Here is a 12,742-nt window from a genome sequence, read left to right on the forward strand (position 1 = left end):
AATAATATATAGAATTAGTAATTGGGAGTTTTTCTATTTATGAATACATCTAGTTTTTCTTATGAAAAATTCTTTCATGGTCATTCAGTTATGTTTATTGTTCCTCACGAAGATGATGAGATTAATATGGCTGGTGCCACTATATATGGGGCGATACAAGAAGGGCTAGAGGTATATGTAGTTTTTCTTACAAATGGTGATTATGAATATACTTTTGATGTGCGATGTAATGAGACATATCAAATGGCTAAAGAAATTGGATTACCTCAAGAGAATATTATTTTCTTAGGATTTGGCGATTTTATTGGTCATGAAATCATTTATAATAAATCGGCAATTATTACGAGTCATGCTAATCATAATCAAACATATGGAGCTGATTTTGCTAGTTTAGTAATGTCTAAGCCCAAACCATATTCTTGGAATGGTATTGTAGAATCTGTGATTGATGTAATTTTACATTTTAAACCAGATACAATTATAGCAACGGATTATGATACTCATGTAGACCATAGATTATGTACATTTACAGTTGAAACTGCAATGGAATGGATTATAAAACATACTGAGTTTAGACCTCAACTTTTAAAAGGCTTTGCTTATGCTACAGGCTATGAAACGATAGATGATTACTATAATAATCACCTATTATCTACTGTAATAAATAAAAAAGCATTACCAACTGATGAATTTAGTACAGGGAATCCAACTTTATCTTGGATACATCGTCTAAGAATTTCGGTTCCTCAAGCATGTCGAGAAAAGAAATTAATACAAAATCCTATTTTTAAGGCTATGGCGTCTCATGTGAGTCAAGAAGGGTATAAACGTGGTTCTCGACTTATTAATGGTGATCAAGTATTTTGGAAAAGAAGAACCGATAATATAGCTTTACATGCAGATATAACAGTTTCATCTGGGAATGCTAACTATCTCAATGACTTTTTACGTTTTAACACTGTAGATGTCAAATCTAATGTATATGATGCAAATAACTATATGTGGATGCCATCAGTAGATGATACAGAACGTAAGGTTCATATTTCTTTTACAAAAATTACTCAGATACAGGTAATTCAGTTATTTGGTAGTGTACATAAGTCTCATGAATTATGCTCTATTCGTATTGAAACTAGTGCTGGTAAACATGTGCAACTAGATGAAATTATTCATATAGGGCAGGGTATATCTTATATTTTTGATAAACCATTATTCTTAGAGTGGATTGATATATATATTGATAAACAATGTTTGGGGTTATCTGAAATAGAATTGTATAGTGCTACTAATGATAAGTATGATTATTGTCATATATTAGCAGATAATCATTTTATGTATAATTGGGTGGTGTATCCAGGCGAAAAAATCCCTATGATTACGTCTTATATTGAAGGCATTAGAAAAGATATGCTTACATATAGAGAATCAGAACAAAAAAATACATATAGATGGCTTATCAATGATAAATATATCGATGAATCTGTATTACAGATTTTGATTGAACGGGAGTTAATAACTAAGCCATTACAATTGCGGCTAGAGTCTATTGATGGTTCTGTATTTTGTGAAGGCACTATTCGTAAAGGTACCTTTAAAGATTGGTTTGCTTTGAAGTGTAATCAATTACAAGATAAATTAGATTATTTACAAGTAAAATCAAAATATAAAAAGGGATATAAAGCGGGAAAAGCTTATAAATAAGAGGGAGTTAATTATGGAAAATCAATATAGACCTTTAGTATCTATAGTTATTCCTGTGTACAAAGCAGAAGAATATATTGGTAAGTGTATCGAAAGTTTACAAAATCAAACATATAGTAATTTACAAATCATATTGATTGAAGATAGTTCACCAGATAATAGTGGACAAATTTGTGATGACTATGCAGCAAAAGATGATAGAATTACTGTTATTCATCATGAGCGTAATATGGGTGTTAGTAAGACGCGAAATGATGGACTTGCTATCGTAAAAGGGGAATACATTGCCTTTGTAGATGGTGATGATTACGTAGCACCGACTATGATAGAAGATTGCTTATCAACAATTAATGAGAAACAAGTAGATGTAGTTGTTTTTGATATCGCTGTTGTAGAAAATGGCAAGATAAGTCCACGACATATGGATGAACGTTATTTCATAGATATTAAAAGTGCATACACAGCATTGATTGAGGATAAAATTCCAAATTATTTATGTAATAAATTTTTTAAAGCAAATGCGTGGAAAGAAATTCGATTAAAAGAAAATACAGATTTTGAGGACCTTATGATTATGCCGTTGGTCTTTAAAAATCTTTCATCTGTATACTATTTACAAAAATCCCTTTACTTTTATAATTGTGATAATGAAAATTCGATTACAAGTAATTGGAGTGCAAAGAGCAAATATGGGTTATTTTGTTCATATTTATATCGTCAACCATTAGCTGAGGAACTAGGTATGACAGACTTTGTGCGATACTGTCGTCATAGAGCCATTCGCAGTGCTGTTGGGGGAATTGGTTTTAACTTAGCAAAACCAGAATTACAAGAAAAACAGATAGAGCATATGCTAGAGTATTTAAAACAAGAGGAACGGTCTTCTGATATACCTTCCATTGGTGCCAAATATCAAGTGTTATTATACGGTGCACTCCATGCTCCATTTATCTCAAAACTGTATGGTCATATGATGTTTGGATTAGAACGAATCAAGAAATCTTTATAATTGAATAAGTAATTAATTTTATATCCGGATTGAAATTATATGAATATTGAGGCAACTTATGTCAACAATTACGGCTATTATCTTAGCCCGCAATGAAGAACAACATATTGTAGATTGTATTAAGAGTATTCAATTTGCTGATGAAATTTTAGTTATCGATGATGGTAGTACAGATCAAACCGTATTACTTGCTACTGAACTGGGTGCAAAGGTTATACCGCATCCTTTAAATGGAGATTGGTCACAACAACGACGCTTTGGTATTTCACAAGCCCAGAGTGAATGGATTCTATTTGTCGACTCTGATGAGCGCGTATCACAAGAGTTAGCAAAGTCTATTCAACGAGCTATCCAAGGTGAACCGAAGGCTTATTGGTTACATAGATATAATCTATTCCATCATAATCAGGCAACTCATGGTGTGGTAAGACCTGATAAGGTGTTACGATTGATGCCTCGAGAGGGAGCAACTGTAGAAGGTGCTGTTCATGAAGCTTTTATCAGTCCCTATCCACAAGCTACATTAGAGGGAAAATTATATCACTATACGTATGATAACTGGCATCAATTCTTTGAGAAGTTTAATAAGTATACGACAGCAGCAGCTAACAAATACAAGGCACAAGGGAAGTCTTGTAGTTTTTTAGGGGATATTTTATTGCGTCCAACATGGGCATTTTTTAAGATATATATTTTGCAAGGTGGCATATTAGATGGAAAAATAGGCTTTCTATTATCTATTTACCATATGATGTACACCATGACGAAATATGTGAAATTATATTATTTAAATAAATCTAATGGGCAATTATAATAAGTGATTTAGTATAGTAAATTGCTATGGGGAAGTATTGTTCTTGATGTAGATATGGAAGCATAAATGAGTGAACAATTTTTTCTATCCCTACAACAAAATATAAAACTAATGCTTTGGGCCCCTATATTGAGTACCATCTTTCGAATCATATTCATGATTGTGTATAATCCTTACCCCACATGGAAGGGACGCTGGAAATCTGTATTGGGTTCATTGCGTTACGGCTTCTGGTGGGGCATGGATTTTGATGCTTATGTATTCTTACTACCCTTAGTATTGGTGACGCTCCCTGCATTATTATTTGATAGGTATCATCAAATAGAAGATGCTGTACGATTGGTAGGATTAACCATTTATTCCTGCGTATTATATGCAGCCTTTGCAGGAAAAATGATTTTCTACAAGCATTTCCATGATACGTACAACTATATGGTTCATTATGGAAATCATGCAGAAAAACATAATTTAATTGATGTATTCTTTAATCAAGATCGAGGAATGCTTGTCATCTTAGGATTAATTCCTATTACATTTATATCCTGGTACATAGGAAATTTCTTTTTATCATTGCCATCTATACCATATCCAACTATTGAAGGAACTTGGCCTACTATAGTTTGGAATATAGGGCTTGTGGCTATCTCTGTTTTGGGATTTTATTGGTTCCGCTATGGTGGAACATTATCTCATGATGATAAACCTGAGTGGGATACGATTCCTACAGTGATAAAAGAGGATATATTCTTTGCTCGTGCAACGGTGCCAGATCTATGTGCCATAGAAACAGTGCTAAAACATCCACTTCGTGATGAATATACGGTATCTGCTGAGGACATTGATGACGCGATTCACCGTATTGTTCCTAAGGAATATAAAGATTCTTGGCAGGATTTGAATACACCACTTCATGCATTCAAGCGCGTTGCATCAGGTCCTCGTATTGATAAACCACAGCATATTTTCTTTATTGTTGGTGAAAGTATCCCTCAGTGGTCTCTTGATGAACCTTACAAGGATCTCAATATATGCCCTGGCTTATGGGATTTTAAAGATAATCCTCATACGGCGCAAGTACCTAATTTCTTGCCTGCTGGTAATGTGTCTCGCCCATCCATTGTGAGTCTGTTATCCGGTGTTTATGATGCGGGTATGGAAATCAATGAACGGGAAGCCTTCTGGCATGAACCATTGCCGACTTCTTTGGCATCTCAAATGAAGAATTTAGGCTATGATACGATTTACTGGTATGGTGGCAATGCATCGTACGGCAACTTTAATCACTTTGGTAAGGCGCAAGGCTTTGATCAAGTGGAAAGCGCTTCTGTTTTTTGCGGCCCCGATGTACCTAAGACTTGGGTAGGCGTTTATGACCATGTATTTTTAGAACATATCGAAGAGGAAATCAAATCCTTAGAACATCCTACATTCCATTTTATTTATACTACATCCAATCATGGTCCTTATAAAATGGAGGATTCCTTATTAGATTATGATCCTAAACAGGTCATGCCAAACCTTGGAGATGATTTAAAATCCAATAAGAAACGCAATAAGGAATTGGCTACTTATCGCTATAGTGATAAGGCTATTTTTAACTTTATTAATGCTATGAAAAAGGCCTTTCCAGATAGTTTATTCGTTGTCACTGGTGACCACTCTAATCTATTTGGCTCTTTGAATAATACATCCTTAATTCAACGAGACTATACCTTGCGCGACACATTCTGTACCGTAGGATTGTTGCAACATCCTGCTTTCACTAAAGACACGATTACAGCGCCAATTGGCACGCATATGAGCCTCATGCCTACCATTATTGAAGCTATTGCACCAAAGGGTTTTGAATATTACTCCATCGTACCGTCCTTGTTTGATGAACAGCCAGATACATTAGTTACACCGTATCAATGGATTACGCCTCATATGATGGGCGATGTTCGTATGGATTATGGTGAAAGCAATATACCATCCTATAAACCGGTTGAGCCAATTCGCCCTATTAATAATCATGGGAATGATGCTCGTGATTGGACATTATTGACTATGTGGTTCATTAATCATGAAAAGATATTGTTTTCTAAAAAATAGATGAAAAATAATTTCATATATGATTAACTATATATAGTTAACTACAGTATATATTTGAAGGAGGGTATCTATGTCGATACTGAACGTAGTAGGCGCCAAAGTTTGGGGCGGCGGAGAGCAATACGTATATGATATGTGCGATGAACTACATAGACGGCAGATACCTTCTTTTGTTTTGATTGATGTTTCAAATCATGAATTGCAAGAAAGATTTGAGCAAGTAGCAGCGGTTTTAACAGCTAATCTTTATTCCTATAAAGGATTTACTTCTCTTTTATCTATTGTAAAACATATAAAAGAGAAGGGAATCACAGTTATTCAATGTCACTCAGGAAAATATATTTTATTATGCTTGGCTTTAAAGCGTTTAACGGGTGCTAAACTCATTTTTTATAAGCATAATGTAATAAAAGCTAAAACAGATATGTACCATCAGTGGATTCAATCACAGGTAGATGCTTTTATATGTGTGTCTAAAAAGGTTTACGATGCACAAGTCATTCCAAACATAATTGATAAATACCATCTTGTTTACAATGGCGTTAATACACGTCGTTTTTCTGATGTTTCTGATGATAATATTCCAAATAAGCCATTTATCGTTGGTTATGCAGGTCGAATCATTGAAAATAAAGGAATCTTTGATCTTTTAGATGCGGTTAGAGTGATTCATAATAAAATTGATGAGGTTCGTTTAGTTATATGTGGAGACGGTAAGTCTGCTGATATCGAACAAATGAATCAGTATATCAAGCAGCATCAGATGGAAGAATATGTGCAGTACATGGGCTTTCAAAAGGATATGAATCGATGGTATCGATCTATTCATTGTTTAGTAGCACCCTCTAAGGTGCAGGAAGCTTTTGGTCTCGTATTATGTGAAGCTATGTATTGCAAGGTGCCCGTTATAACAAGTACATCAGGGGCGCAAGCAGAGATTATTGAGAATGGAAAATCTGGTATTCTCATAGATACGGTTAATAGTGAATCTATTATAGAGGCTATTCAAGGCTTAATGGAGAATGATGGAGTTCGAAAATCTATAATTGAACATGGATATACACGTGTGAAGTCTACTTTTACCATCGACAAGATGGTGGATTCCATAGATAAGATAGTTTGTAATTTGAGGTGATAAGGTGTTACAGTATATACAAAATCAATGGAGGAAAGGCCGAAAAATATATGGCAAACGTAGTTGGAGGGAGACACGACGTACTTTCCTTCATACAATGCGCTCTATCCGCAATAAACGAGAAATAGAGGACTTAGAGAATTATTTTGCAAGCTACACACCTGATTCAGTACTATTAGACCGTCAAGTTGGTTTATATGAGTTAATGACAAGATATTTTTTGTTTAAAAATTCGACACCACAGGAACGATTAGAGGCTATTATTAATCATTTTGATTATTTAAAAGCTGTATTTACCGATGATGCTATTCGTGAAATGTACTCTGTAGATCCAGATAATTTTTATGATGACGTAAGCCGTATGAATCGTGGCTACATAGTATGGGAATCGGAAGACCTTGATATGGTAGCTCGCTTATACTATGGGCCAGGTCAACGAAAAGAAGGTTTTTTGACATTGTTACTAACATTGGGCAAACAAGGTGTATACCATGCTAACTTCCGTTTTGGGAAAGGCTTTAATGGGGAGCCTGCCATGTGGATAGGCACTGTTCAAGGCTATAAAGATGGTCTTGATAATGCTAAAACAGTTACTAAGAATATGTTTGGTTATCGACCAAAAAACTTTATTATGTTCCTATTGCGTCATATAGCAGCCATTTGTAAGGTAGAATCTATCTATGCTGTATCTGATGAAGGTTTCTATGCTAATACACACTTAGTTCGCGGTCATCGTGCTAAAGTTGCAGAGCTAGATCGATTATGGGAGGAATCTGGTGGTGTAGTATGCAGCGATGAACGGTTTTTCAAAATTCCATTGGAGGAATACCGAAAACCAATCGAGGAAATTAAGTCACAAAAACGTAGTCAATATCGTAAACGCTATGATTTACTCGATCAATATGAGCAAGAAATTCAAGACCATATGAAACATTTAATAAAATAAGTATATGTAAACAGTAACAATGCTTGATTATTAAATAATATGAATAAGGGATAAGGGAGTTAGTATGAAATCTTGGATACTTAACAATGCGGAAATGGTACTAACGATACTCATTTCGATTATGATATGTATGACACGGTCATCTATGGCTTTTGGGAATTTGATGTATGGTCTCATTATTTTGATGACCTTAATAACTTGTTGGTATAGACGACATGAAATCTCTGTACCACAATCGATACGCCAATATGGATGGGCTTATTTAGTGATGTTGCTGTGTGTATTGCCATCAGCATTTATAAGCGATGATATACTAGTGACGACCAAATATTTCTTTAATATTTGGGTTTGGAAGGTATTAATCATCGTACCAATCCTGTTATGTATTAAAAGTTCTCGCAAATTATACACCATATTATCAGTATTTTTTGTATATATGGGCATTGATGCTTTATCTGCCTTTGGACAATATTTGGCACATTATAACTTAGATTTTGGTGACCGCGCTGGTGGGGTCATTAATGGATCTGTTATGGGGCTAGCCATGTTGTTATCATTTTCGTTTCCCCTAGCTTTAATTGCTATGTTTGATAAATCATTTCCTAAGTATGTGAGGTTATCAGCTATTTTTTCTTCTCTCGGAATATTATTAGGAATGTGGGGAAACCAAAGCCGAGGTTCCTGGTTATTTAATGGAATTAATGGCGTGCTCATAACATTGCGCTATTGCTTTGTTAATATTCGCTATATATTAGTGTTATTTGTGACTGTTGTAGGCATAGGATATGCATTTACTAGTAATCAATCTTATATGGAGCGTTTAGAAAGTACTTTTAATATAACTACTGATGGTTCAAATTTAGGCCGTATCTATGTATGGGAAGCAGATAAGCAAATGATTATGGATCATCCTGTGATAGGGGTGGGCCCTGGCTTGTGGGGAAAGAAATATAAAGAAGAATACAAATTGGAAAAAGAAACTCAAAATTTAGGTCATTCCCATAATAATATTCTACAAATTGCTTCTGAATCTGGCATATTAGGGCTTATTGGTTTCTTAGGATTCTCAATTTTTACAATCTATAAATCAGTAAAAAATTATATTATGTCTGCAAATCCTTATGATTTATCAATCATTGTTGGTTTTATTAGTTATTTATTTTTATTTGGATCTGTTGATTATACTTGGGGTAACTCATCTGGTATTCGAATGTTTTGGATTGTTATGGGGATAATGCTTCAATTGCGAGATAATTGAGAATGATATAGTTTTTTAGAAAGTAATTAATTACTATTTAATAGACAATAGAGTATAATTTAAATAGGCATAAAAAACAAAGAACTACATAAAAGATAGGTGAAATCTATGTTTTTTTATAGTTTTACATATTTAAATATGATACAATATATGTAAATATTGGTACATTGTATTCGTATGATAGAGAGGTTGTTTTCTTAATATTTTGAGATTGAGAAAACAACCTTTTCTTATAATTTGGGGTATTAGTATGAATAGTTCCATCTGTAATAACAATAATAAAAAGTTATTTATTAGTAAGCTCATAGTGCTTATAGCAGATTATATAGCTATTGTTTTGGGAACATTAGCAGCCTATTATTTGCGTTTAAACTTATCAATTTTACCGGTAAGTTCAAATTTTAAGGTAGAAGAAATTTACGTATATGGTGTTGTACCTATCGTATTTTTAACTATATTGTTGCTTAATAATGCCTATTCTGTGGTAACACCTTATTGGGATACGATGAAAAATTTATTCCGTAGCATTACGATCGGTGTTGTTGTATCTATTGTCCTCATGTACACAGGACATGTCATTAATGATGTGTCTCGTTTATTTGTTGCCTTTGCTTATATATGTATGCTCGTATTTATCTTTAGCGAGCGTTTTATCGTAGGAAAAATACTTTCAAAAACAGGATATTTAACAATTCCGATTCTTCTTGTTGGAGCGGGGAAGACTGCAGAACTTGTAAAGAGGTCTTTAGATCGCATGCCGATTACTACCTATAAGATTATTGGTTATGTAGATGATAATCCTAAATCATCATCTATCGCTAAAGAATATCCATGCCTTGGAGCCTTTAGAGATGTAGAAAGCGTTATTAAAGATACAGGCGTTCAAACTGTACTGATTTGTGCTCCCGGACTTGAGTCTAAAAAATTAGTATCCCTGATTAATCGATTACAAGTATTAGTAAAACGAGTAGCATTTGTTCCTGAATTATTCGGTTTACCAGCCAGTAATATTACAGCACGTGGCATGATGGAAGAGCAAGCCGTCATATTGCGTGTACAAAATAACCTAGCACGCAAGTCTAACCGTATTTTCAAACGTATTTTTGATATAGTAGCTACTGTATGTGGTGGTATTTTGATCTTACCAATTCTCGCTATCATTGCTATATTGATTTACTTAGATTCTCCAGGACCTATCGTATTTGGTCATAAACGCGTTGGACAGGGTGGGAAATCATTTTCTTGTTACAAATTTCGATCTATGGTACCAAATGCGCAAGAGGCTTTGGAGCAATATCTAAAAGATAACCCAGCTGCCCGTGAAGAATGGGAACGGGATTTTAAATTAAAGGATGATCCTCGTGTTACAAAAATCGGGAAATTCCTTCGAAAGACAAGTCTTGATGAATTGCCACAGTTATGGAATGTTCTCGTTGGGGATATGAGCCTCGTAGGTCCAAGACCTATTGTTCGAGATGAAATTGTAAAATACGGCGATTATATTAATGACTTTTACCTTGTACCACCAGGGATTACCGGTGTTTGGCAAGTAAGTGGTCGCAGTGATACCACCTATGAAGAACGGGTGTTAATGGACTCTTGGTATGTTCACAACTGGTCCGTGTGGATCGATATTGTATATCTGTTGAAAACTGTATTGGCTGTTGCTAAATCGAAAGGGGCCTATTAACCGTTATTATGAGGGATACTAGTTTTGATATTATGAAGGGAATTGCAATTTTACTTGTTGTTTTGGGCCATTCTGTACCGGATCAAGCAAGTGCTAGTGGAATTGCTAGTTATCCTTTATATTTGATGCGAACGATAATTTACAGTTTCCATATGCCAGTTTTTTTCTTTGTGGCTGGTTATTTTATGCATATACCTTTGAAAGAAGGCTTTCAGATTTTTATAAAAGATAAAAGCATACGTTTGATGGTTCCATATTTTACAATTGGAATACTATATTTTCCTTTCAAATTAGCTTTATCAAAATTTGCAAATCAACAAATAAATGCGCAGGATATATGGAAAATATTTATTGGTATTAATCCGGATGGAGAACTTTGGTTTTTATATTGTCTATTCTTTATTTCAATCCTCATTGCCTTTTTTGTTAAGCGTGTAAATTTTGGTTTATTACTAATATCTTTCATTGTTGGAATCTTTTCTGATGTATTAAATATCTTCTCTGTATCTATGGTATCAAAGATATTGTATTTTCAGTTTTTCTATATCCTAGGCTTATATATAAAGAAATATATGCTATTGGATCATATGAAATCTACAGTAATAGCACTTACATCTATGGTGATTTTTATTGTAGGTAATTATGCATTACTTCATGATATGAATGCTTTTAAAATAGTTACTCTTATAACAGCAGTTTCGGGGATTAATATTACACATTATATTGCTGATCAAATTCAATCTAAAGTTGGTCTATATAAAAGACTTTTAGTCTTTTTAGGTACCGTTTCAATGGATATATATATCTTTAGTGATATTGTTAAAATCCCATTTAGAATTATACTTTGGTCTAAGCTAGGATTGTATTATGAAGCCTTTATTGTTTGCTTCTTAGCATCTACAACTCTATCTATTTTGATAGGTTATATCTTAGGAAAAAATCATTATTCACGATTACTATGTCTTGGAATGAAAAAATAAGGATATATATGAATAAAAAATTTGACTATTTAGTAGTAGGGGCGGGCCCATTTGGTGCAGTATTTGCCCATGAAGCGCACAAGCGTGGTAAATCTGTACTTGTCATCGACCGACGCAATCACATAGCAGGTAATCTATATTGTGAAAGCAAAGATGATATCAGTATCCACGTCTATGGTGCTCATATCTTCCATACATCCTTGAAACATGTGTGGGATTATGTCAATCAATTTGCAGAATTTAATCACTATGTAAATAGCCCTGTAGCAAATTATAAGGGAGAGATGTACAATTTACCGTTTAATATGAACACGTTTTCTAAAATGTGGAATATTCGAACTCCAAAAGAGGCACAAGATATTATTACTAAACAACGAGCTGCCATCTCAGGGAAACCTAAGAATTTGGAGGAGCAAGCCATCAGCCTCGTAGGTACTGATATTTACGAAAAGCTTATCAAAGGGTATACGGAAAAACAATGGGGCCGTAAATGTACAGAGTTACCAGCTTTTATCATTAAACGCTTGCCAGTGCGTTATACATACGATAACAATTACTTTAATGACCGTTTCCAAGGAATCCCTATTGGCGGTTATACTAAGATGATTGAACGCATGTTAGAAGGTATTGAAGTGCGTCTTGGCATAGACTTCCTCAAGCATCGCGATGAATACGAAACTTTAGCAGATAAGATTATCTACACAGGCCCTATAGATGAATACTTTGGTTATTCTGAAGGGATATTAGAGTATCGTGGTCTTCACTTTGAAACTGAGCGTCTCGAAGAGGAAAATCATCAAGGCGTTGCGGTGGTGAACTATACGGAAGGTGAAATTCCGTATACTCGTACCATTGAACATAAGCATTTTGAATTTGGTACACAGCCCGTTACGTATGTAACAAAAGAATATCCAAAGGACTGGAAAATCGGTGAAGAAGCATATTATCCGGTAAATGACGTAAAGAATTTGGATCTTTATGCTAAATATGTTGAAAAGGCTGAAGCGATTTCTAATGTAATATTTGGTGGTCGTTTAGGGGAATATAAATATTACGATATGGATAAGGTCATTGCTAGTGCTTTAACTTTGGTAGAAAAAGAGTTAGCATAGATAATT

Annotated in this window: 10 protein-coding genes; all 10 read left to right on the forward strand. The window is 34.3% G+C overall.

Annotated elements, in window-relative coordinates:
* Window positions 1-39: 39 nt before the first annotated feature.
* The 10 genes from VPHSUH08_RS09340 to glf all read left to right on the forward strand — a co-directional run bounded on the left by VPHSUH08_RS09340 (window position 40) and on the right by glf (window position 12,736).
* Window positions 40-1,701, forward strand: coding sequence for a PIG-L family deacetylase (locus VPHSUH08_RS09340; protein ID WP_105087322.1), 1,662 nt, complete (start codon window positions 40-42; stop codon window positions 1,699-1,701).
* A gap of 13 nt (window positions 1,702-1,714) precedes the next feature.
* Window positions 1,715-2,710, forward strand: coding sequence for a glycosyltransferase family 2 protein (locus tag VPHSUH08_RS09345; RefSeq protein WP_004692929.1), 996 nt, complete (start codon window positions 1,715-1,717; stop codon window positions 2,708-2,710).
* Window positions 2,711-2,768: 58 nt separating this feature from the next.
* Window positions 2,769-3,524: a glycosyltransferase family 2 protein gene (locus VPHSUH08_RS09350; RefSeq protein WP_004692928.1), complete on the forward strand. Its 756-nt coding sequence runs from the start codon at window positions 2,769-2,771 to the stop codon at window positions 3,522-3,524.
* A gap of 66 nt (window positions 3,525-3,590) precedes the next feature.
* Complete coding sequence (locus VPHSUH08_RS09355) at window positions 3,591-5,615, forward strand: LTA synthase family protein (protein WP_105087323.1); 2,025 nt, start codon at window positions 3,591-3,593, stop codon at window positions 5,613-5,615.
* 70 nt (window positions 5,616-5,685) lie between these two features.
* Window positions 5,686-6,750: a glycosyltransferase family 4 protein gene (locus tag VPHSUH08_RS09360; protein WP_105087324.1), complete on the forward strand. Its 1,065-nt coding sequence runs from the start codon at window positions 5,686-5,688 to the stop codon at window positions 6,748-6,750.
* A 4-nt stretch (window positions 6,751-6,754) separates the two neighbouring features.
* Window positions 6,755-7,696 carry a DUF535 family protein gene (locus VPHSUH08_RS09365; protein WP_038149562.1) on the forward strand — a complete coding sequence of 314 codons (942 nt, stop codon included), beginning with the start codon at window positions 6,755-6,757 and terminating at the stop codon, window positions 7,694-7,696.
* 64 nt (window positions 7,697-7,760) lie between these two features.
* On the forward strand, window positions 7,761-8,954 hold the full coding sequence (locus VPHSUH08_RS09370; protein ID WP_004692924.1) for an O-antigen ligase: 1,194 nt from the start codon (window positions 7,761-7,763) through the stop codon (window positions 8,952-8,954).
* A 250-nt stretch (window positions 8,955-9,204) separates the two neighbouring features.
* A complete protein-coding gene (gene wbaP, locus VPHSUH08_RS09375) occupies window positions 9,205-10,644 on the forward strand; it encodes an undecaprenyl-phosphate galactose phosphotransferase WbaP (protein WP_105087325.1) in 1,440 nt (479 codons plus the stop codon).
* Window positions 10,645-10,676: 32 nt separating this feature from the next.
* Window positions 10,677-11,624: an acyltransferase family protein gene (locus tag VPHSUH08_RS09380; RefSeq protein ID WP_233189899.1), complete on the forward strand. Its 948-nt coding sequence runs from the start codon at window positions 10,677-10,679 to the stop codon at window positions 11,622-11,624.
* Window positions 11,625-11,632: 8 nt separating this feature from the next.
* A complete protein-coding gene (glf, locus tag VPHSUH08_RS09385) occupies window positions 11,633-12,736 on the forward strand; it encodes a UDP-galactopyranose mutase (protein ID WP_105087327.1) in 1,104 nt (367 codons plus the stop codon).
* Window positions 12,737-12,742 lie beyond the last annotated feature (6 nt).

This window comes from Veillonella sp. S13054-11 (genome assembly GCF_002959795.1).
Lineage (GTDB): Bacteria > Bacillota > Negativicutes > Veillonellales > Veillonellaceae > Veillonella > Veillonella parvula_E.

Excerpts from the sequence above, each read along its gene's own strand:
- glf (WP_105087327.1), top strand. The coding sequence starts at position 11,633 with ATGAATAAAAAATTTGACTATTTAGTAGTAGGGGCGGGCCCATTTGGT.
- VPHSUH08_RS09380 (WP_233189899.1), top strand. The coding sequence starts at position 10,677 with ATGAAGGGAATTGCAATTTTACTTGTTGTTTTGGGCCATTCTGTACCG.
- VPHSUH08_RS09345 (WP_004692929.1), top strand. The coding sequence starts at position 1,715 with ATGGAAAATCAATATAGACCTTTAGTATCTATAGTTATTCCTGTGTAC.
- VPHSUH08_RS09355 (WP_105087323.1), top strand. The coding sequence starts at position 3,591 with ATGAGTGAACAATTTTTTCTATCCCTACAACAAAATATAAAACTAATG.
- wbaP (WP_105087325.1), top strand. The coding sequence starts at position 9,205 with ATGAATAGTTCCATCTGTAATAACAATAATAAAAAGTTATTTATTAGT.
- VPHSUH08_RS09340 (WP_105087322.1), top strand. The coding sequence starts at position 40 with ATGAATACATCTAGTTTTTCTTATGAAAAATTCTTTCATGGTCATTCA.
- VPHSUH08_RS09350 (WP_004692928.1), top strand. The coding sequence starts at position 2,769 with ATGTCAACAATTACGGCTATTATCTTAGCCCGCAATGAAGAACAACAT.
- VPHSUH08_RS09360 (WP_105087324.1), top strand. The coding sequence starts at position 5,686 with ATGTCGATACTGAACGTAGTAGGCGCCAAAGTTTGGGGCGGCGGAGAG.
- VPHSUH08_RS09370 (WP_004692924.1), top strand. The coding sequence starts at position 7,761 with ATGAAATCTTGGATACTTAACAATGCGGAAATGGTACTAACGATACTC.